19 protein-coding genes are annotated in these 20,555 nt (G+C 64.8%); 11 read left to right on the plus strand and 8 right to left on the minus strand.

Annotation, left to right across the window (positions count from 1 at the left end; genetic code table 11):
* Nucleotides 1-73: 73 nt before the first annotated feature.
* Nucleotides 74-685 carry a TetR/AcrR family transcriptional regulator gene (locus tag CH273_RS14000; protein ID WP_032395612.1) on the minus strand — a complete coding sequence of 204 codons (612 nt, stop codon included), beginning with the start codon at nt 683-685 and terminating at the stop codon, nt 74-76.
* A 110-nt stretch (nt 686-795) separates the two neighbouring features.
* On the opposite strand from CH273_RS14000, the gene CH273_RS14005 reads away from it, so the two are divergent.
* The 11 genes from CH273_RS14005 to CH273_RS14055 all read left to right on the plus strand — a co-directional run bounded on the left by CH273_RS14005 (nt 796) and on the right by CH273_RS14055 (nt 10,538).
* Nucleotides 796-1,995 (plus strand): thiolase family protein, encoded by a 1,200-nt coding sequence (locus CH273_RS14005; RefSeq protein WP_032395420.1) that lies wholly within the window; start codon nt 796-798, stop codon nt 1,993-1,995.
* Nucleotides 1,992-2,714 carry an enoyl-CoA hydratase/isomerase family protein gene (locus tag CH273_RS14010; RefSeq protein WP_032395421.1) on the plus strand — a complete coding sequence of 241 codons (723 nt, stop codon included), beginning with the start codon at nt 1,992-1,994 and terminating at the stop codon, nt 2,712-2,714. The genes CH273_RS14005 and CH273_RS14010 overlap by 4 nt, the downstream gene beginning before the upstream one ends.
* On the plus strand, nt 2,711-3,562 hold the full coding sequence (locus CH273_RS14015; protein WP_032395422.1) for a 3-hydroxyacyl-CoA dehydrogenase family protein: 852 nt from the start codon (nt 2,711-2,713) through the stop codon (nt 3,560-3,562). The genes CH273_RS14010 and CH273_RS14015 overlap by 4 nt, the downstream gene beginning before the upstream one ends.
* A complete protein-coding gene (locus CH273_RS14020) occupies nt 3,559-4,329 on the plus strand; it encodes an enoyl-CoA hydratase-related protein (protein WP_032395423.1) in 771 nt (256 codons plus the stop codon). Before CH273_RS14015 ends, CH273_RS14020 begins: the two co-directional genes overlap by 4 nt.
* Before the next feature lie 129 nt (nt 4,330-4,458).
* Nucleotides 4,459-5,403, plus strand: a complete 945-nt coding sequence (paaA, locus tag CH273_RS14025) for a 1,2-phenylacetyl-CoA epoxidase subunit PaaA (protein ID WP_032395424.1) — start codon at nt 4,459-4,461, stop codon at nt 5,401-5,403.
* Nucleotides 5,400-5,762, plus strand: a complete 363-nt coding sequence (gene paaB / locus CH273_RS14030) for a 1,2-phenylacetyl-CoA epoxidase subunit PaaB (RefSeq protein ID WP_032392874.1) — start codon at nt 5,400-5,402, stop codon at nt 5,760-5,762. The genes paaA and paaB overlap by 4 nt, the downstream gene beginning before the upstream one ends.
* A gap of 28 nt (nt 5,763-5,790) precedes the next feature.
* Nucleotides 5,791-6,708, plus strand: a complete 918-nt coding sequence (paaC, locus tag CH273_RS14035) for a 1,2-phenylacetyl-CoA epoxidase subunit PaaC (protein WP_032395425.1) — start codon at nt 5,791-5,793, stop codon at nt 6,706-6,708.
* A 41-nt stretch (nt 6,709-6,749) separates the two neighbouring features.
* On the plus strand, nt 6,750-7,211 hold the full coding sequence (gene paaD / locus CH273_RS14040) for a 1,2-phenylacetyl-CoA epoxidase subunit PaaD (RefSeq protein WP_052049558.1): 462 nt from the start codon (nt 6,750-6,752) through the stop codon (nt 7,209-7,211).
* Nucleotides 7,211-8,305: a 1,2-phenylacetyl-CoA epoxidase subunit PaaE gene (paaE, locus tag CH273_RS14045; protein ID WP_032395427.1), complete on the plus strand. Its 1,095-nt coding sequence runs from the start codon at nt 7,211-7,213 to the stop codon at nt 8,303-8,305. Before paaD ends, paaE begins: the two co-directional genes overlap by 1 nt.
* Nucleotides 8,306-8,323: 18 nt before the next feature.
* Complete coding sequence (gene paaK / locus CH273_RS14050) at nt 8,324-9,631, plus strand: phenylacetate--CoA ligase PaaK (protein ID WP_032395428.1); 1,308 nt, start codon at nt 8,324-8,326, stop codon at nt 9,629-9,631.
* Between the two features lies 1 nt (nt 9,632).
* A complete protein-coding gene (locus CH273_RS14055) occupies nt 9,633-10,538 on the plus strand; it encodes an AraC-like ligand-binding domain-containing protein (protein ID WP_032395429.1) in 906 nt (301 codons plus the stop codon).
* A 40-nt stretch (nt 10,539-10,578) separates the two neighbouring features.
* On the opposite strand, the gene CH273_RS14060 is transcribed toward CH273_RS14055, so the two are convergent.
* The 7 genes from CH273_RS14060 to styD form a co-directional block, all read right to left on the minus strand.
* Nucleotides 10,579-12,108 (minus strand): GMC family oxidoreductase, encoded by a 1,530-nt coding sequence (locus CH273_RS14060; RefSeq protein WP_032395430.1) that lies wholly within the window; start codon nt 12,106-12,108, stop codon nt 10,579-10,581.
* A gap of 102 nt (nt 12,109-12,210) precedes the next feature.
* A complete protein-coding gene (locus CH273_RS14065; RefSeq protein ID WP_032395431.1) occupies nt 12,211-13,920 on the minus strand; it encodes an amidohydrolase in 1,710 nt (569 codons plus the stop codon).
* A 22-nt stretch (nt 13,921-13,942) separates the two neighbouring features.
* The gene (locus CH273_RS14070; protein ID WP_143546234.1) at nt 13,943-14,428 is read right to left on the minus strand and encodes a hypothetical protein; all 486 of its coding nucleotides are present in this window, start codon (nt 14,426-14,428) and stop codon (nt 13,943-13,945) included.
* 11 nt (nt 14,429-14,439) lie between these two features.
* Nucleotides 14,440-15,855 (minus strand): APC family permease, encoded by a 1,416-nt coding sequence (locus tag CH273_RS14075; RefSeq protein WP_032395433.1) that lies wholly within the window; start codon nt 15,853-15,855, stop codon nt 14,440-14,442.
* Nucleotides 15,848-17,794, minus strand: a complete 1,947-nt coding sequence (locus tag CH273_RS14080) for a primary-amine oxidase (RefSeq protein WP_032395434.1) — start codon at nt 17,792-17,794, stop codon at nt 15,848-15,850. The genes CH273_RS14075 and CH273_RS14080 overlap by 8 nt, the downstream gene beginning before the upstream one ends.
* Before the next feature lie 97 nt (nt 17,795-17,891).
* Nucleotides 17,892-18,461, minus strand: coding sequence for a TetR/AcrR family transcriptional regulator (locus tag CH273_RS14085; protein WP_082322493.1), 570 nt, complete (start codon nt 18,459-18,461; stop codon nt 17,892-17,894).
* A gap of 254 nt (nt 18,462-18,715) precedes the next feature.
* Nucleotides 18,716-20,200: a phenylacetaldehyde dehydrogenase StyD gene (gene styD / locus CH273_RS14090; protein ID WP_032395436.1), complete on the minus strand. Its 1,485-nt coding sequence runs from the start codon at nt 20,198-20,200 to the stop codon at nt 18,716-18,718.
* Nucleotides 20,201-20,555: the final 355 nt, after the last annotated feature.

The raw sequence follows: 20,555 nt of genomic DNA on the forward strand, positions 1-20,555 counted from the left end.
GCCTCCATCTCACCGTACGTTCGGTCGGTAATTACCATCGCCGTCGAACGCCGAGAAGTCAAGACTTGCGTTGCTACGTGCGGCGCAGTCCGTCGAAGGTCAGCGCGACCACGGCGTCGGCCAGTTCTTCGACGGATCCGCCGGTGCGCGGGCGATACCACTCGATGAGCGAGTTGACCGTGCCGAACACGAGCTTGGACGCCAGAGCCGGATCCACCCCTGGACGCAGGTCGCCCTCTTCGGCGGCGGCGACCACGAGTCCGGTGACGAACGAATCGAACTCGCGGCGACGGGCGAGCGCTCGACGCTCGACATCGGTGTTGCCGCGGACGCGCAGAAGCAGCGTGACGTAGGGCAGCTCTGCACACAGGATGTCCACGCTGCGACGCACCAGGTATTCGAGCCGGTCGATGTACCGCCCGGTCGTGGCCCGATCCTCGGTCGTCACGGCGAACAGCGCGTTGAGAGCCCGCGACAGGGCGAGTTCGAGAAGCTCCGACTTGCCCGATACATGGTGGTAGATCGAGGACTTGGTGATACCGAGCCGCTTCGCCAGAACCTCCATGCTGGTGCCGTCGTACCCACGGTCGTTGAAGACCTTGACCGCCACGGCCAGCAGTGAATCCAGATCGTATCCGGGCCGGCCCGGCATGCCGGTCTTGCGCGGCGCGCGTGCGGTTGTCATGTCCACATCTTCTCAGCCAAAGGCCGATTCCACAGCACCATGGGCAGCAGCCCTTGCCAAACGACCGAATGTTCGGTTATTAATGACGCAACCGTACGAAGGAGTTCCCAGTGGGCGAAGTATTTCTCGTGGCCGGTGCGCGCACGCCGCACGGACGCTACGGCGGCGCACTGTCGACCGTGCGTCCCGACGACCTGGCGGGGATCGTGGTCGCCGAGGCCGTCCGCCGAGCCGGCGTGCCCGTCGATCGAATCGACGAGGTGATTCTCGGTGCCGCGAACCAGGCGGGCGAGGACAATCGTGACGTGGCGAGAATGGCAGTTCTGCTCGCAGGACTCCCCCACACGGTGCCGGGCTACACCGTCAACCGACTGTGCGCGAGCGGACTGACGGCAGTGGCCAACGCCGCGAGCACCATTTACAGCGGTGAGGCCGACATCATCGTCGCCGGTGGCGTCGAGTCCATGACCCGCGCGCCCTGGGTCATGGCGAAGCCTGGGACGGCGTGGGCCAAGCCCGGAGACATCTTCGACACCGCCCTCGGCTGGCGATTCACCAATCCGACCTTCGCTGCGCACGACGCGGGGACCGACCCCAAGATCACCCTATCGATGGGCGAGACGGCCGAGGAGGTCGCGCTCAGCGAGGGCATCACCCGCGCCGAGTCCGACGCCTTCGCCTTCCGCAGCCAGCAGCGTGCCATCGCTGCTCAGGATGCCGGACGCTTCGCGGACGAGATCGTGCCCGTCTCGACCAAGAACGGAGACGTAACCCAGGACGAGACACCGCGGCGCGAAACCACATTGGAGAAACTCGGCACGCTGAAGACCGTGTTCCGCAAGGACGGCATCGTCACTGCGGGCACTTCGTCGCCGTTCACCGACGGTGCGTCGGCGCTGGTGGTGGCGTCGGAGGAAGCCGTGAACAAGTACGGCCTCGAGGTTCGTGGCCGCATCGTCACCAGCGCCAGCGCCGGTATCGCACCGCACATCATGGGGCTCGGGCCGGTGCCGTCGACACAGAAGGCGCTCGCTCGCGCCGGGTGGTCGGCCGACGACCTCGGTGCCGTCGAACTCAACGAGGCTTTCGCGGCACAGTCGCTCGGCGTCATCCGTCAGTTGAAACTGAACGAGGACATCGTCAACGCCGACGGCGGTGCCATCGCCCTCGGCCACCCCCTAGGTTCCTCCGGTGCTCGAATCCTGTTGACGCTGCTGGGCCGGATGGAACGCGAGAAGGCCACCCGCGGACTCGCGACCCTGTGCGTCGGCGTCGGGCTAGGCGTGTCGATGTTGATCGAGGCACCGTGAACGCGCTTGTTGTCGAGGAGCTGACGGACCGCGTTGTCGTCACTCTGAATCGCGAGAAGCAGCGCAACGCAATCGATTCCGAGATGATCGGCGAGCTGCACGAGGTGTGCGGGCTCGTGGAACAGAATCCGAGAATCGTCATCCTGACCGGAGCGGGCGAGCACTTCGCCGGCGGTGCCGACATCAATCAGCTGCGGGCCCGCACCCGCGACGACGCACTGCGCGGCATCAACCGAAACCTGTTCGACCGCATCGCCGCACTCCCGTTGCCGACGATCGCTGCCGTCCGCGGCTACGCCCTCGGCGGTGGAGCTGAACTGTCCTACGCGTGCGACATCCGGATCGCGTCGTCGACGGCCGTGTTCGGTAATCCCGAACCGGGCCTGGGCATCATGGCTGCCGCCGGGGCCAGCTACCGGTTACCGACGCTGGTGGGAGTGTCCGTCGCGAAGCAGGTTCTCCTCGGTGGCCGGACGCTGGACGCAGAGGTGGCACTCCGCTCCGGCCTGGTGCTGGACGTCGTCGACGAGCCGTTGGCTGCCGCCCATGCCCTGGCTGATCGCATCGCCAAGCAAGCACCCCTGGCGCTGACGCTGACCAAGAAGATCCTCGATGCACCCGGTTCGCACCCGTGGGCCGACGACATCGCGCAGGCCGTGCTGTTCGAGACCGAAGACAAACAACGCCGGATGACGGCATTTCTGGAGAAGAAAAAATGACCGCTCCCGTGAAAGTGGCTGTCGTCGGCGGAGGACGGATGGGTGCAGGGATCGCGCAGGTCTTCGCGGCGCTCGGATCCACCGTCGTCATCGCCGAAGCCGCCGATCAGCAGGCCGCTCTCGGTCGAGTCGAGACGGGCTTGGCTCGGGCGCACGAGCGCGGCAAGCTCAGCGAGGACCCGTTGGCCATTCTCGCCCGGGTCTCCACGGTCGCGGGGCCGTCCGACCTGCCTGCCGAGCTCGACCTGATTGTCGAAGCGGTGCCCGAGATCCCGTCGCTCAAGATCGAGGTGCTCGTCCTCGTCGACAAGATCGCCGGGCCCGAGACCGTCATCGCGTCGAACACGAGCTCGATCTCCATCGCCGAACTCGGTGCGGCGCTGAGTGATCCGAGTCGCTTCGTCGGGATGCACTTCTTCAATCCGGTTCCGGCGTCGACTCTCGTCGAGATCGTGCGCGCGCCGGCCACCGCCGCGGACGTGGTGGAGCGAGTACGGCAGTGGGTGTCGCTGCTGGGCAAGACCGAGGTGCTCGTCAACGACTCCCCCGGATTCGCGACGTCACGGCTCGGGGTTTGCCTGGGGCTCGAAGCCATTCGGATGCTGGAGGAAGGCGTCGCCGACGCCGAATCCATCGACCGCGCCATGGAACTCGGTTACAAGCACCCGATGGGCCCGCTGCGGTCGACCGACCTCGTGGGGTTGGACGTTCGGCTCGCGATCGCAGAACACCTGGCGTCGACCCTCGGCGACAGGTTCACTCCCCCGCAGTTGTTGCGAGACATGGTTGCTCGCGGCGATATCGGACGCAAGTCCGGTCGCGGCTTTCACGATTGGACGAACGCATGACGGTACGGTTCGACATCACCGACGGCCTGGCGACCATCACCCTCGCTCGCTCCGAGGCACACAACGCCCTCGATGTCGTGACGAAGCTCGCGCTGGCGGAGGCCGTTCAGAACGCCGCCGCACCCGAGGTGCGTGCCGTATTGATCAGCGCCGAGGGCAAGAACTTCTGCGTCGGCCAGGATCTGGGTGAGCATGTCACCGCGCTCGAGGCCGATCCGGCCACGGCGATGGATACCGTCGGTGAGCACTACAACCCGGTCATCCGAGGGCTCGCAGCGCTCGACGTGCCGATCGTCGTGGCGATCCCCGGTGCCTGCGTCGGCGCCGGTCTCGGAATCGCGCTCGCAGGAGATATTCGGGTCGCGGGCACCAAGTCGACGTTCGCGACGGCGTTCACCGGCATCGGCTTGGCCAGTGACTCGGGATTGAGTTTCACTCTGGTCGAGGCACTCGGATCTAGCCGGGCCGCGGGTCTGATGCTGCTCGGCGACAAGGTCACCGCCGCGCAGGCCCTCGACTGGGGCCTGATACATCGCGTCGTCGATGACGCCGACGTTCTCGAGACAGCCCGCACGCTGGCGGCGTCACTCGCAGCCGGACCGACCCAGGCCTACAAGCAGGTCAAGTCGCTGATCGCGCGCTCCGGACTGTCCGACGCACTGGACCGCGAGGCGCAGGCACAGACCGCCCTGGGCCAGACCGCCGACCACAAGGCCGCCGTGGACGCGTTCCTGAACAAGACGAGAGCCTCCTTCGTCGGCATGTGAGCGGAAGTTCGACCCCTGCTACGAATTTCCGTGCACGTGCGGCGAAGCCGCTCTCACCGCACTTGTGCCGGGGGTCACTTCGATGCATACTGGTTACCAACCGATCATTCGGTAATGAAAGTAGGACTTATGACCACGTCAAACACCTTGTCGACCGAGACGCTGCAGGATGAATTCGACGACACCGTCGCCCGCGAACAGCGCGTCGAGCCACGTGACTGGATGCCCGACGGCTATCGCAAGTCGCTCATTCGCCAGATCGCTCAGCATGCGCACTCCGAGATCATCGGAATGCAGCCGGAGGGAAACTGGCTCACCCGCGCACCCTCACTGCGCCGCAAGGCGATCCTGATGGCCAAGGTGCAGGACGAAGCCGGTCACGGCCTCTACCTCTACTCCGCGGCGGAGACGCTCGGAGCGGACCGCGCCGACCTGACGGTCAAGCTCATCGAGGGCAAGCAGAAGTACTCCTCGATCTTCAATTACCCCACCCTGACGTACGCCGACGTGGGCACCATCGGCTGGCTCGTCGACGGCGCAGCGATCTGCAACCAGGTTCCCTTGTGCCGCAGCAGTTTCGGGCCGTATGCGCGCGCGATGATCCGCGTCTGCAAGGAAGAGTCCTTCCACCAGCGACAGGGTTACGAACTGCTCGCGACGATGATGCGCGGAACCGACGAACAGCGCGCCATGGTTCAGGAATCGGTGAACCGCTGGTGGTGGCCGGCACTGATGATGTTCGGCCCGCCGGACGACGAGTCCCCCAACACCGAGCAGTCCATGAAGTGGGGCATCAAGCGTCACACCAACGACGAACTGCGCCAACGCTTCGTCGACATGTCGATCCCGCAGGCGAAGGCCCTCGGAGTCACGTTCCCCGACCCGGACCTGAAGTGGAACGAAGAACGCAAGTCGCACGATTTCGGCGAGCCCGACTGGTCCGAGTTCATGCAGGTGATCAAGGGCAACGGTGCCTCCAACGTCGAGCGCATCGCAAACCGCCGCGCAGCGCACGAGGACGGCGCCTGGGTTCGCGAGGCCGCAACCGCATTCGCAGCAAGGAACGCATCATGACGGAATTCACCGCAGAGGGCGGACACGGCGCAGTACCCACCGACAATGTGCCGGTCGAACCGAAAAGAGAAGTAGTCAAAGCCGATTGGCCGCTGTACGAGGTGTTCCTACGCGGCAAGCGCGGCCTGAACCACGTGCACGTCGGATCGCTCCACGCCGCCGACGACCACATGGCGCTGCGACACGCGCGCGACGTCTACACCCGTCGCAACGAAGGCGTCAGCATCTGGGTGGTTCCGTCCAACTCGATCGTTGCGTCGTCGCCGTCGGAGAAGGATCCGTTCTTCGCGCCGAGTGGCGACAAGGTGTACCGCCACCCCACGTTCTACGAGATCCCCGACAACGTTCCCCACATGTGAGACCCACTCTGCAAGAGGACAAGCACTCATGACCGATCACGACAACGCCTACGAGGGCCTCGTCGACGAGAATTCGCACGGGCAGTGGGCCTTCGGAACAAGTTTCGACGACCCACTTGCCGGGGTCGATACCACCATCCCGGACGACGTCGACCCGAAAGCTCTTGCCGCGTACTGCCTCATGCTCGGCGACGACGCGCTGATCAGCTCACAGCGTCTCGCTCAGTGGAGCACCCGCGCGCCCGAACTCGAAGAAGAAGTCGCTCTGGCCAACGTCGGACTCGACCTCCTCGGCCAGGCCAGACTGCTACTGGCCCGCGCAGCCAAGGCCGATCCCACTGTCGTGCCGTTCATTTCGGACACCTCCCCCGCACCGGCCGAGGATGCACTCTCGTTCTTCCGAGACGAAGCCGATTTCCGGAACGTGCGGCTCACCGAACTCGACAACGGCGACTTCGCCAAATCTCAGGTTCGCCTTCTGGTGTTCTCGACGTGGCGGCTCGCGGTGTTCGCACGGCTGACCGACTCCCGCGACCCCGTGCTCGCCGCTGTCGCGAACAAGGGAGTCAAAGAGCTGACCTACCATCGTGATTACGCAGCACGCTGGGTCGTCACCCTGGGGTGCGGAACCGACGAATCGAAGCGACGCGTCCGCGAGGCAGTCACCCGTATCTGGCCCTACGTCTCCGAACTGTTCGTCCCGACCGACGAGGAGATCGCTCTGGCGAAGGTCGGGGTCGGCGTCGACCCTCGCACTGTCGGCGAAGAATTCGATTCCGTTCTCGCGCAGGTACTGCACGCAGCCGAACTCGAGGCCCCCGAGGGCAAGTCGGTCGGCACCATCGGCGGCCGCGGCGGTAGGCGCGGAATCCACACCGAGGCCTTCGGCCCCCTCGTCGCCGAGATGCAGGTCGTGGCGAGAGCGCATCCGGAGGGAGTCTGGTGACCACTCTCGAACGAGCAGCGCGTGAGATCGCAGCCACCGTCATGGATCCCGAGATGCCGCTGCTCACCCTCGACGACCTCGGAGTCCTGCGTGACGTCGAGGTACGCGAGAACGGAAGCGTGCTCGTCACCATCACCCCGACGTACTCGGGATGCCCGGCGATGGCGACGATGCGCGACGACATCGCGCACAAACTGCACGATCACGGCTACTTCGACGTCGAGATCGTCACCAGTCTCTCCCCCGCGTGGAGCACCGACTGGATCTCCGAGGAAGGCCTGCGCAAGCTCCGTGAATCCGGCTACTCCGTACCAGGGCCTGCCCCGGCCCGAACGTCCGGACCGGTCCCGTTGACGCTCACCGTGAAGCCGCGGCAGATCGCCTGTCCCCAGTGCAGTTCCTTCCACACCCGGCTCACGTCCGAGTTCGGTGCCACCCTCTGCAAAGCCCAGTACCGGTGCGACGACTGCCTGGAGCCCTTCGACCACGTGAAGGAAATCTGATGACCGTCACTGCCGAGCCGGAACTGAAGAACCTGCGCAACAAGCCATTCCACACACTGACCGTCGCCGACGTCGAATCGCTCTGCGACGACGCCGTGGCCGTCACCTTCGACGTCCCCGAGGACCTGCGCGAGGAGTTCGACTTTCGCCCCGGTCAATCGCTGATGCTCAGTCGTACGGTCGACGGCGTCGAGCATCGCCGCTCCTACTCCATCTGCGCACCGGTGGGCGCGCGTCCACGCGTCGGCGTACGAGAGGTGAGCGACGGCCTGTTCTCCTCGTGGCTCGTCCACGAGGTCAAGCCCGGCGACCGTATCGACGTCCAGGGCCCGAGCGGTAGTTTTCACGCCGACCCGGCCGCAGGCGGCCGACACGTACTCATCGCAGCCGGCTCCGGGATCACACCGATGCTCTCGATCGCCGCTTCGGTGTTGGCGAACCCCGACGCCGAAGTCGTTCTGCTGTACGGCAATCGGCGTACCAGATCGGTGATGTTCGCCGAGGAGATCGCGGACCTGAAGGACCAGTACGGCAGCCGATTCGACGTCATTCATGTGCTGTCCAGGGAACCGCGTGAGGTCGAACTGTTCAGCGGAAGACTCGACGCGCAGCGACTGCGCGAGATACTCGACACGGTCGTCGCCACACCGGATATCGATCATTTCTGGTTGTGTGGCCCGTTCGGGATGGTCACCGATGCCCAACAGGTTCTCGGAGACCTCGGTGTGGCGAAGACCAGCATCCACGCCGAGCTGTTCTATGTCGACGACGTGCCCCCGCCGCAGGAGAAGCATCGCGAACCGGGCATCACCGGACCGAGCAGCGAGGTCACGATCATCCTCGACGGCCGTGAGGTGACAGGTGCACTGCCGCAGGACGAGTCGATCCTCGATTCGGCCGAGCAACTGCGCTCCGATCTTCCCTTCGCGTGCAAGGGCGGGGTGTGCGGCACCTGCCGCGCGAGAATCACATTCGGCGAGACGGATATGCGGCGCAACTACGCATTGGAAGACAACGAAGTCGATGCCGGCTTTGTGCTCACCTGCCAGACCTACCCACTCAGCGACACCGTCACCGTCGACTTCGACGCCTGAGACCACGAGAGAGCAATCATGACCAGTGTGCTGTCCGCCCCCACAGACACCCCCGACATCGAATTCGCGTCCCGGGATCGAATCTCCACTCTCCAGTTGGAGCGCCTGCAGTGGTCACTGCAGCACGCCTACGACAACGTCGCGCACTACAAGAAGGCCTTCGACGACGCGGGGGTGCACCCGACCGATCTGAAGGACCTGTCGGATCTCGCGAAGTTCCCGTTCACCGCCAAGGCCGATCTGCGGCAGAACTACCCGTTCGGCATGTTCGCCGTCCCGCAGAACCAGGTCTCGCGCATTCACGCGTCCTCGGGAACCACCGGCCGACCCACCGTCGTCGGGTACACCGCGAACGACATCGGCAATTGGGCGGACCTCATCGCGCGCAGCCTTCGCGCAGGTGGTGTGAAGCCCTCCGACAAGGTGCACGTGGCCTACGGCTACGGCCTCTTCACCGGCGGTCTCGGCGCGCACTACGGTGCAGAACGACTGGGCTGCACGGTGATTCCGATGTCGGGTGGTATGACCGATCGTCAGATCCAGCTCATCGAGGACTTCGAGCCCGACGCCATCATGGTCACGCCGTCCTACATGCTCACGATCGTGGACGCGATGGTCAAGAAGGGCATCGACCCGGCCAAGACCTCGCTGAAGACCGGCGTCTTCGGCGCGGAACCCTGGACCGAGGAGATGCGCAAGGAGATCGAGAAGACTCTCGACATGGATGCCGTCGACATCTACGGCCTGTCCGAGGTGATGGGGCCGGGTGTCGCGATGGAATGCGTCGAAACCAAGGACGGACTCCACATCTGGGAGGATCATTTCTACCCGGAGGTCATCGACCCGGTGACCGGCGAAGTGCTGCCCGATGGCGAGGAGGGTGAGTTGGTGTTCACGTCGTTGTCCAAGGAAGCGATGCCGATCATCCGTTACCGCACCCGCGATCTGACGCGACTGCTGCCAGGCACGGCTCGCACGATGCGTCGGATGCAGAAGGTCACCGGCCGTACCGACGACATGATCATCCTGCGTGGAGTCAACCTGTTCCCGACACAGATCGAGGAGCTGATTCTGACGGTTCCCGCCCTGGCCCCGCAGTTCCAGTGTGTGCTCGAACGCGCCGGACGCATGGACACCCTGACCGTCCTCGTCGAGGCCCGCCCCGACGCCCCGCTCGACGCGCATCCGATGGCGGCGGCGACGTTGAAGAAGCTGGTCAAGGATCGCATCGGAGTCAGTGTTGGAGTCGATGTCGTCGCACCGGCTGCCCTCGAGCGTTCGATCGGCAAGGCTCGCCGTCTGATCGACAACCGTCCAGCCGTATGACATGAGCCCGGTGGCACAGAGTTTCGAGCAATGGCGCGAGAACGTCTCGACGGCGTTCGTGCCGCTGGACGCTGTGTCCACCGGGCCGTCGTCGTTCGAGGGCACACTGGTGTCGTCGACGCTGGGGGCCTTGCAACTGAGCGAGGTGACCGGCCGCGAGGTCGACGTCCGGCGGACCCGCGCGACCATCCGGCGGTCCGATCCGGGCTTGATCAAGGTGGGTCTGCAGCTGACGGGGCGCGGCACGATCGTTCAGAACGAGCGCGAGGCAGTACTGAACCCGGGTGACTTCGCGGTGTACGACACCAGCGCCCCGTACGAGCTGCATTTCGCCGGCAATTTCGAGATGTTCGTCGTGATGTTCCCGCGTCGAGAACTGCGTATCGACTCTCGTGAACTGACCACTGTGGCGGCGCGGTGCATCGAGGGTGCCCGCGGCGTCGGCGCGTTGGTGTCGCCGTTTCTGCATACCCTGCGCCGCAACGCCCTCGACGGCACTCTGCCCACCACGCCGATGCTCGAGCACGCGGTACTCGATCTTCTCGGTGCCGCTCTCGACGACGCAGCACCCCACGAGGCTCCGGGTTCGACACTGCTGATCGAGGCCAAGGGCCTCGTCGAATCGCACCTGTCCGACCCCTCGCTGTCCACGGCCTCTCTCGCTGCGCGCCTGCATATTTCGACGCGCTACCTACAGAAACTCTTCGAGTCCGACGGTCGCACGGTGGCGGGCTGGATCAGATCCAGGCGGCTCGATCGCTGCCATCGCGATCTCCGCGACCCTCGATTCGCCGCGGACAGCATCGGAACCATCTGTGCGCGTCACGGTTTGATCGATTCCTCGAACTTCTCGAAACTGTTCAAGGAGACGTACGGGATGTCGCCGCGGGAGTACCGCACCGGCTGAGCGGGGCCGGCGCATCCTCCGCAGGCCCCGCCCGTACGGTCTAGCTCCCCAGAATCAGATCCGAGGCCCGCTCACCCACCATGATCGACGGCGCGTTGGTGTTGCCCGACGGCACGGCGGGCATGATCGACGCGTCCGCGACCCGCAGCCCTTCGACGCCACGCACTCGAAGATTTGCTCCAACAACAGCATTGGGATCCGAGTCCGCACCCATCTTGCAGGTGCCGACCTGATGGTGGTACGTGCCTGCGGTCTGTCGAACATAGGCCCGCAGGTCGTCGCGTGTGCGCGCACTCGGCCCCGGAACCACCTCGGCCTTCCGCCACGGCGCGAACGCGTCGGAGGCACCGATCTCACGGCAGATCTCCACCGCGTCGACCATCGCTTCGAGGTCGTACGGGTCGGCCAGAATGTTCGGATCCGCCAGTGGCAGTTCACTCGGGTCCGAGGACGCCAACCGCAACGTCCCGCGCGAGCGGGGAGCGACGATGCCGGGTGCGATGGTGTAACCGTTCTCGGGCACCGGGTATCCGTCTGCCGGGTACGGAATGTGCATGAACAGGGGCTGCAGATCCGGTGCAGCGCCGGCCCATCCATTGCTGCGGGCGTAGAGCTGCGCCTCGAGCAGATTGTTCGTACCGGCTGCGAGCGGCTCGAGGGACTCGTAGATGTTGCTCAGCAGCAGGTGGTCGTGCAGATTCTCGCCAACACCCGGCAGGTCCACGACCGTGTCGATCCCGAGTTCGGCCAAGTGCGCGGCGGGTCCGATTCCACTGAGCAACAACGCCTTCGGTGATCCGAGAGCTCCACCGCAGAGGATCACCTCGTGATCCGCGAACGAGCGCTCCACCTCGGAACCCCCGCGGCTGTACTCGATTCCCACCGCACGGCCGTTCTCGAGAACCACCCGGTGAACGAGTGCCCCGGTGGTGACAGTCAGGTCAGGATGCCCGATCACCGGGCCTACGAAGCTCTTCCACGCACTCATCCGTTCGCCGTCGCGAGTAGTGGTGTGGTTGTAGCCGGCACCCACCATCTCGTCGGCGTTGAAGTCGTCGATCAGCTTGTGCCCGTGTTCGACGGCCGCGTCGACGAAGGCGGCCGCCAGTGGATGCGGGGTACCCATGATGGACACCGGCAGTGGCCCGTCGCCGCCGTGGAACTCGTTGGCCCCGAGTTCGTGCGACTCCGAACGCTTGAACAGCGGCAGCACGTTCTCCCAGGCCCACCCGGCATCGCCGGTTGCGGACGCCCACCCGTCGTAGTCGCTGGAATGCCCTCGCACGTAGATCATTCCGTTGAGGGACGAGCTGCCGCCGAGTACGCGTCCGCGCGGCCAGAAGATCCGTCGATCGTTGGCGTGCTTCTGCGGAGTGGTGAACAGTCCCCAGTCCTGCGAGCCTCCCAACAGCGTCGGCCAGCCCTGCGGTGAGTGGATCGCCGGATCGGTATCCACAGGTCCGGCCTCGATCACGTGCACGGTGTGACCGGCATCGAGCAGCCTCCTGGCGATGACACTTCCCGCTGATCCTGCTCCCACCACGATGTAATCCGTCGAATTCGTCGACATGCGCTACTTCTTTCTGTTGTGACCGTCGACACAACAGTGGTCGATCATCGCGACGGAAACATGTCACTGAGCGCACACATTCTGGGGCAGACGCGCCCTCGTTCAGTGGCGAACCCACGTGGAGGCGCTGTAGACCTCCACACCCCCGACCACGGTCGAGACAACGGCGACCGACGGAATGTCGTGCGGATCCATCGCAGCGAGGTCACCGTCGAGAATGCACAGGTCGGCCACCTTTCCCGGCTCGAGCGAGCCCTTCCAATCCTCGGCGAAGTCCTGCCACGCTGCGTTGATCGTGTACGTGCGGATCGCGTCGGCCAAACCTATGGTCTGCTCCGGCCCGCTGACTCTGCCCGACGCCCGGCTCTCCCGCAGCATCATCGTCGAGATGCCTTGCCTCCAGTCCGGTGTGGTGACCGGCGCATCGGACGAGCTCATCAGTGCCACTCCCGACTCGACGGCACTTCGGTACGGCCACTCGTACGCCGCTCTCTCGACACCGACGACACCCTCTTCGAGATCGGCGATCGTCCACTTGATCGTGGGGTTCATGTTGACGCCGATATTGTGCTCGGCCAGGAGCGCGAGTGTCTGCGCACTGATGAAGTCTCCGTGAATGAGGTAGTGCCGCGCATCGTCACGCGGATGGGACGTCTGTGCCGCGATCAACGCGTCGGCAACCGTATCGATGGCTCGATCACCGGTGACGTGCACGCCGATCTGATGCCCCGCTTCGTGTCCGACCCGAATCATCTCGGTCACCTCGTGTACCCGACGCTCGTCGGTGTCACCGCCCACGCACAGTGACCCGCAGCCGCCGCCGACATACTCCTGGTGCATCCATGCCGTCTTGCTGGGCGGAATACCGTCGGCGAATACCTTCACGCCGAGGATCCTGAACATGCGCGGATCCACGGTCGACGGCGGCTCCATCGCGCTGAGGTTGCGGTCGAATTCCGCGGCTGTTCCGCTCATTCCGGTGGGAAGCATCAGGGCCGAGACTCGAATCCCGAGCTCCCCCGACGCGGCGAGGTCGGCGTAGATGGACAGGCCCTCCTCACCCATCGCACCGCCGGCCAGATCTTCGCCGCCCGGCCCGAGTGCCGGGTCGGTGAAACTGGTGATTCCTTCTCGCTGCAGGATGGAGATCGCGGACCGCACTGCTTCCGTTCGCCTTTCGCGTGTGAGCTTCGGCAGAGCAGACTGGACGAGAATCTGGGCGCCCTCCTGCAGGATGCCGATCAGGCGGCCGGACGGCTCCGTCGGCATCACTCCACCGTCCGGCACCACCGTCTTCTCGTCGACGCCGGCCCGCTCGAGCGCGGCAGAGTTCACCCACGAGACATGGCGGGAGAAGTCCTGCAGGAACACCGGATTGTCGGGCGAAACGGCATCCAGATCGAACCGAGTCGGTCGAACCGCCGGATCGGACACGCACTCGTCCAGATATCCCTCGTCCCAACCTGTTCCGACGATCCACTCACCGGGCTCCGCCTTAGCCACCGAACCGGCCACCGCGTCGACCACGTCGGCGATGGATCGGACGGTCGGAAAGCTCAGGTCCAGCGACAGCGGCGGTGTGTCCAATCCGAAGGCCACCGCATGCAGGTGCGAATCGTTGATGCCCGGCAGAACTGTCTTACCTGCGAGATCGATTGTCACGGTGCGCGGCCCGACGAACTTGTCCATGTCCTCGTCGGTTCCGGTGGCCAGGATCACGCCGTCGGCGATAGCGATCGCACTCGCGATCGTGAACTCCGAGTCCACGACGAACACTGCGCCGTTGCGATAGACGATGTCTGCTGTAGTCATTGTTGTCTCCTGGATAGTGGAATCAGAAAGCTACGGGTGCCATTCCGAAGATCATGAGAAGGGAGCCGGCCGCCACCGGTCGTTCCGAGCATCTCCGGTGAAACATGGTGATTGTCAGAGCGATCCATGCAACCAGCAGAACCAGAACTGCGATCCTCGGATCGAGACCGGCTCCGTGCCGGTGCATCGGCGCGGCGGAGCCTGCATCGGTTGCCGAATGGGTATGGAGCGAGGGCATCAGCAGCAGTAGGACCGCCATGCAGGTCAGGTCCACGACGCACGGACCGGACGGCGACGTCGGTGAAATACTGCCGGTCACATACAGAGCCGCGACGACGAGCGCGAGGCCCGCCGGAATCGAGATGGCGGCGTCCATGCCGAACATCGCCATCACCAGCATCACGACGCCCATGCACAGGTGTGCGACACGAATCCGTCCGGTACGGCTTCGATGTCCGACGACCGGCAGCACCGCACCGATCGCTCCGAGAATCATCGCCCCTGTCATGAGCACGGGTCTCAGACCGCCGTGGATTCGGGAGTGCGCCGCCGAGTCATCCGCGCCGTGACCGTTCCCGCCGCGAAGAACACCGCCACGACGACCAACAGCAGCGCGGCGAGCACCCCTGAACCGCCGATGAGCAGTGTGAAATTGTCCAGCACCAGACCGAGAATCCCCACCAACCCAACGGTTCCGAGCGCCGGGGCGACAACGGTGTGCCAGGTACGCGTATCGACGGTCGATCGACGGAAGAACGCGATGATCGCGCCTCCGGTGAGGATCATCAGAACCAGGATGCTCACGGTGGCGAGTCCGGACATCCACGTGAACAGTTCCAGCACCGGGTCGGCGCCTGCTGCCGCGAAGACCACGAGAACCACTGCCGCCGAGACGGTCTGGAACAGTGATCCCAGGTGCGGGGAGCCGTGCCGAGAGTGGGTGCGCGCCAACATCGACGGGGCGACACCCTTGCGAGCCAGCGCGAACACGTACCGTCCGATCGCGTTGTGGAACGCAAGCAGGGCAGCGAAGAGGCTGGTGACCAGCATGATTTCCATGATGTCCGCCGCCATCGGGCCCAGGTACTGGGCGGCAGCGGCGAAGGTCAGCCCTGCCGTGTCGTCGGTTGCGGCCTGCGCGACGGACGAACTGCCGAAGGCAAGCACCACCGCCCAACTCGAGACCGCATACACCAGACCGATGGTGACGACCGCGGCGTAGGTCGCGATCGGAACCGTCCGGGTGGGGTTGCGGGCTTCCTCGCCGTAGATCGCGGTGGCCTCGAAGCCGATGAACGACGCAATGGCGAACATCAGGGCGATTCCCGGGGATCCACTGAAGAAGGCCGAGGGAGTGAAGGATTCGACGTCGATGCCGGCGGCACCACCCTTGGCGAACACCGCGACCGACAGCATCACGATGATGCCGATCTCGAGCACCAGCAGTACCCCGAGGACCTTGGCACCGAGATCGATGCTGCGGTACCCGAGCGTCGCGACGATCGCGAGGAGGCCGAGCGCCCAGACCCACCACGGCAGGTCGGGACCCCCGTACTTCACCACCAGGCTGTCGACGGTCGATGCAGCGAGGCCATAGATCCCCGCCTGAACAGCCGTGTACGTCAGCAGCGCCAGACCCGCGGCGCCGAGGCCCATGGTTCTCCCGAGCCCCTTCTCCACGTACGCGAAGAACGCGCCCGTGTCCACCATGTGTCTGCTCATGGCCGCGTATCCGACGCTGAAGATCAGCAGGACGATCGCCGCGACTATGTAGGCGAGTGGAGCGCCCGCTCCGTTGCCGGTCGCGATCATGACCGGTAAGGCTCCACCGATGGCGGTCAGCGGCGCCGCAGCGGCGATGACCAGGAACACGATCCCGACGACGCCGATGGAACCGCGCAGTACGCCTGCCGAACTCGACTGTGTATCAGACATTCTGCTCGCCGCCCTCGCAGCTCGATGCGGCGCAGTGCGAAGAACTCGAGCGGGGCACGTCGAGGGTGGGGTTGCGGTCGAAGAATCCCGCTGGCTTCAGTTTGAAGCCGGTGTAGTCCACCGGCATGATCGGCCAATCCTCGGGCCTCGGGAAGTGGGTCAGCCCGAAGGTGTGCCACAGCACGATGTCCTCGTCGACGAGGCTACGGTTCGAGGCGACGAAGGCCGGCAGGCCCGCTCCCCCGTGGTGCTGATTGACGAAATCACCTGCGGCATACCGTTCGCTTCGGTCGAACTGCGTCACCCAGAGATGCTTGGTGGCGAACGTGGCTCGTCGCGCGATCGACGAGTTGTCGTCGGCCAACAGCAGCGGCTGCCCCTCGGGATGCAATGTATATCCGACGGGCTTTCCGAGCCGGCTCGAGGAGGTGGGATTGGTGACGTGCCAGACGCGGCCGACCCTGCCGTCGGCGACGCGTTGGGCCTCCGATTCCGTGGCCAGCGGGGTGTGTTGCAGAGCAAAGGCATTGCCGTGCAGGTTGTCCGGGCCCATCGGTACTCGGCGGGTCTCGATCTGCTCGACGGAGTTGCCGATGCCGTCGACCATCATGTCCAGTCGCGCACTGAACAGGTGCTGGTGGCACGGCGCACCGAGCCCCGGGGCGATCTCTGTCGCGTAGGGGTAGTCGCCACCGGGATGCCCGGAGGTGAAGACGATTCCTGTTGCCTTGACCTCGAATTCGATGCTGCCGTCGAGATACAGGTACCAGAAGAATCCGTAGTCGTAGTTGCCGATGGTGGTGAAGAAGGAGATCACGAGACGTCGCTGACGCCGGGTCTCCTGCGAACCCGACCACAGATCGGTGTGCTTCCACAACACCCCGAAGTCCTCCTCATGCATGCACACGGCATTCGGCAGCGTCTTCGGATTGCCGAATTCATCCGCGATCACAGCATCGAAATACGTGATGTCCCCGACGCAGTCACAGCCGAGTTCGAGTGAATTCGCGTACCGTCCCACCAGATACTCACCGGTGTCGAAGTAGTTCTGCCACGACCGCACCGGGGATGGGTCCCCATAGGGCACAACCATTTCGGCGATCGAAGCGCGGTGGATGATCGGCCGGACGATACCGTCGTCCTCGAACCCGATCTGGTGCAGAACCAGACCTTCACGCACATCGAAGCCGACTCGGAAGGACCACTTCTCCCAGTCGACGCGATTGCCTCGAACCGTGAAGCTCGGACCCTCGGGTTGAGTGATCTCGATCGGCTTCTGCGTGGTGCGCACCGGACCGGTGACGGCCGGATCGTCGAAGTTTCCCGACTCTTCCGGGATGGGAACCACACCCAGGTCGACAACCTTGTCCACCGTCCGATTCATCACGTCCACGAACGCGACCAGCCCGTCTATGGGATGGGCCCACGCGTGATCGGCGGGGTGGTCCTGCCGAAAAGCCAGGCCACGCAGTATGCGTCGGCCATGCTCGCCCGGGTAGTCGAACACGCCTGCCGACAGGGGTGCCACTCGAACGTCGGCTACGTCGAGTCCGCGCGCGGCCAGTGCGGCGAGCCAGTCCGGGTCGGTGGAGAGCACATTCTCGACGAGCTCGAATTCCTCGTCGAGAACCGGCATCTGGCCGTCACGGATGGCGTCGAGGCGGGTGGAGCCGATCACCCGTCGCTCGTCGAGGGAGACCAGAAGGTCGACGGCATCGGGCGTCGAAATGTCGTGCAACAGCACCCGGAAGGTCCGTCGGGTGGTCGGTTCGGAGACGTACAACTCGGCCTTGTCCGGTTCGTCCAGTCCGACGTAGACGAATCGCGTTGCGGCCGTGACGAATCCGGCGGTGTCGACGATGTCTCGAACCTGTGCGATCTCGTCTTCGGTCGGCAACGACAATGCGTGGTCGATTGCGTGGGGCGTGAGGGTTGGCATCGGTGTTCCTCGGGTCGAGTGATTCTGGGACTTGGTTCTACAGACGTTGAATAACGAAGGCGTGCGAGAGGACACAGGTCGCCCACACACAGGGTGGCTACAGCTGAGTTATGAACCGGTCGAGCATCTCGAACTGCCGGTCGGCAGTGGTGTCATCGGGGGTGAGCACGCCGAGAATCTGCATGCCCATCATCATGTTGAGCAACATTTCGACGGCGAGATCGACATCGAAGTCGCCGGCGTCGCCTTCTGCGCGAGCCTGCTCGAGAAACTCCGCCATCCGCGCCCGCCACGACACCAGGGATCGACGGTTCGTGTCGTCCATGTGCTCGTCGTACATCGCGCGCTGCCACAGCGAGACTGCAATTCTCGCCTCGAGCAGAGTCTCTTCGGTCGTCGGCATCACTTCTCGGCAGAAGATGCGGAGGGCATCGAATCCTGTTGCGTCGCCGAGAGCTTCGTCGATCCGTCGGTTCGTAGCCTCGAAGACGTGCTCGAACGCGGTTCGGAGAATCTCGTCCTTACCCGCGAAGTAGTGGCTCAGCGCGCCGTTCGTGTATCCCGCCTCGGTCGCGATGTCCCGCATGTTCGCGGCATCGATCCCCTTGGCAGCGATCAGACGCCACGTTGCCGCGGTGATCGCGCGGCGGCGTTCGTCGTGATCCACGAGCTTGGGCACAGCCCTACGGTAGCGGCTCCCTGCTCGGACCTAGGGTTCGGGCATCGTCATCATCGCCTTCCGATCCGTTCGCACGTTGTTCTACGTCCGTTGAATCAAAGCTTGAGGCCTACTCGTTACGAATCGAGTTTCCTTCGGTAAACACCGCGTTACCCCAGGTGAGTGGAACTTCGACCCCTGCTACGAAGTTCCACTCACATGGGTCGTTCCGCAGGCTCCACTCCCGCTCACCTGCGGGGGCTCTACAGAACGATCGTCACGACCTTCTCCTCGGTATTGGCCTCGATGCCTGCCCACCCGAGCTCACGGCCCGTGCCACTGGACTTCATGCCGCCCCACGGGAGTGCGGGATCGATTGCCGCCCAACCGTTCACCCATACCGCGCCGGAGCGGACCTGCGCGGCCAGGGTGTGCGCCCTCGACACGTCGCGGGTCCAGATCGAGGCGGCCAGTCCGTACACGGTGTCGTTGGCGATGCGGATCGCTTCGTCCGCGGTATCGAACGGAATCACCGTACCGACGGGCCCGAAGATCTCCTCCTGGGCGATCTTCATGCCGTTGTCGGCGTCGGCGAAGATGGTCGGCTCGACGAAATACCCGGCCCCGTCGGGACGGCCACCTCCGGCCGCCACTCGGGCACCGCCGTCGCGTCCGGCCTGGATGTACCCCAGCACGCTGTCGCGCTGCGTGGCGTTGACGAGTGCGCCCATGGTCGTCGACGGATCGAAGGGATCGCCCACCACCTGAGCCGACGCCGCAGCGGCCAGACCGTCGACCACCTGCGAGTACAGCGAGCGATGCACCAACACTCGGGTGCCGGCCGCACACACCTGGCCCTGGTTGAAGAACAGGCCCATCGCGGTTCCGTTGATCGCTGCCTCGAGGTCCGCGTCCTCGAGGATGATCTGCGGCGACTTGCCGCCGAGCTCGAGGGTGGTCCGCTTGAACGTGTCGGCAGCCTTCTTGGCGATGAGCTTGCCGACTCGCGGGCTGCCGGTGAAGCTGATCTTGTCGACGTCCGGATGCCCGACCAAGGCGTCGCCCGTCACTTCACCCAGTCCCGGAACGACATTGACCACTCCGGCGGGTACGCCCGCTTCGTCGATCAGTCGAGCCAGGTGCAGGATCGACAGCGGTGCGTCCTCCGGCGGCTTGATCACTACGGTGTTTCCTGCGGCCAGTGCGGGCGCGAGCTTCCATCCGGCGATCATCAACGGGGTGTTCCAGGGAACGATCATGCCGATCACGCCGACGGGCTCGCGAACGGTGTACGAGTGCGTCGGCTGCCCGAAGTATCCCGCAGTGGGAATGGAGCTGCCGGTGATCTTGTCTGCCCAGCCGGCGAAGTGCCGGAAAGTGGCTGCTGCATTGGGAATGTCGAGCATCGCCGGTTGACCCACCGGCTTGCCGACGTCGAGGGCCTCGAGTCGAGCGAGCAGGTCGCCGTCGCGCTCGATCAGATCGGCGATCCGGTTCAGCAACTTTCCCCGGGCCGCACCTGGGGTCGCGCCCCACTCGCCGCCGAGTTGGGCACGGGCGGCGCGCACCGCTGCATCGACGTCCGACGCGGTAGCCGCAGCAACCTCGGCCAGGGGCTGTTCCGTCGTGGGGTTGATGTCGGTGAAGGTGCCACCGTCGGATGCGCCGTGCCACTGCCCGGCGATGTAGAGCTCGGTGGCGGTTCCGGTCGGCAACGACGGTGCGGCCGATTCCTGTACTGCAGTCATGTTTCTTGGCTCCTTCTCGGGCGCCGATCGCGGCACCTGTGGCGTGTCTGCTCCAGATTGCGCCCGGGCCTACGAGAAGGTCTTGTGTGATCGCGCACACATTGTGCGGCAGATGCGCACCGCCCATCGAGCTCCACGCGTGACGATCGTGTGTCCACACACGAAGTCCCGGTTACCGCCATCTTTCGATGTCCGACCGCTACTTCGACAACTCGCTCGAGTACGGAACTCCACGAGCAGCTCGACTTGCACGGCCGCCAAGGACAACCACATCATGGTCTTGATGGGCCTGAGCGAGCGATAAAAGGCAAGCCTCCGTATCGCCCAGTGGATCATCGCAGAATGCCCGCACCAC

Origin of the sequence: Rhodococcus sp. 05-339-2, from assembly GCF_002258965.1 — a bacterium.
GTDB lineage: Bacteria > Actinomycetota > Actinomycetes > Mycobacteriales > Mycobacteriaceae > Rhodococcoides.

Excerpts from the sequence above, each read along its gene's own strand:
- paaC (WP_032395425.1), top strand. The coding sequence starts at position 5,791 with ATGACCGATCACGACAACGCCTACGAGGGCCTCGTCGACGAGAATTCG.
- CH273_RS14060 (WP_032395430.1), bottom strand. The coding sequence starts at position 12,108 with ATGTCGACGAATTCGACGGATTACATCGTGGTGGGAGCAGGATCAGCG.
- CH273_RS14015 (WP_032395422.1), top strand. The coding sequence starts at position 2,711 with ATGACCGCTCCCGTGAAAGTGGCTGTCGTCGGCGGAGGACGGATGGGT.
- paaE (WP_032395427.1), top strand. The coding sequence starts at position 7,211 with ATGACCGTCACTGCCGAGCCGGAACTGAAGAACCTGCGCAACAAGCCA.
- CH273_RS14075 (WP_032395433.1), bottom strand. The coding sequence starts at position 15,855 with ATGTCTGATACACAGTCGAGTTCGGCAGGCGTACTGCGCGGTTCCATC.
- CH273_RS14065 (WP_032395431.1), bottom strand. The coding sequence starts at position 13,920 with ATGACTACAGCAGACATCGTCTATCGCAACGGCGCAGTGTTCGTCGTG.
- paaD (WP_052049558.1), top strand. The coding sequence starts at position 6,750 with ATGGATCCCGAGATGCCGCTGCTCACCCTCGACGACCTCGGAGTCCTG.
- paaK (WP_032395428.1), top strand. The coding sequence starts at position 8,324 with ATGACCAGTGTGCTGTCCGCCCCCACAGACACCCCCGACATCGAATTC.
- CH273_RS14020 (WP_032395423.1), top strand. The coding sequence starts at position 3,559 with ATGACGGTACGGTTCGACATCACCGACGGCCTGGCGACCATCACCCTC.
- paaA (WP_032395424.1), top strand. The coding sequence starts at position 4,459 with ATGACCACGTCAAACACCTTGTCGACCGAGACGCTGCAGGATGAATTC.
- CH273_RS14080 (WP_032395434.1), bottom strand. The coding sequence starts at position 17,794 with ATGCCAACCCTCACGCCCCACGCAATCGACCACGCATTGTCGTTGCCG.
- paaB (WP_032392874.1), top strand. The coding sequence starts at position 5,400 with ATGACGGAATTCACCGCAGAGGGCGGACACGGCGCAGTACCCACCGAC.
- CH273_RS14000 (WP_032395612.1), bottom strand. The coding sequence starts at position 685 with ATGACAACCGCACGCGCGCCGCGCAAGACCGGCATGCCGGGCCGGCCC.
- CH273_RS14070 (WP_143546234.1), bottom strand. The coding sequence starts at position 14,428 with ATGACAGGGGCGATGATTCTCGGAGCGATCGGTGCGGTGCTGCCGGTC.
- CH273_RS14055 (WP_032395429.1), top strand. The coding sequence starts at position 9,633 with ATGAGCCCGGTGGCACAGAGTTTCGAGCAATGGCGCGAGAACGTCTCG.
- styD (WP_032395436.1), bottom strand. The coding sequence starts at position 20,200 with ATGACTGCAGTACAGGAATCGGCCGCACCGTCGTTGCCGACCGGAACC.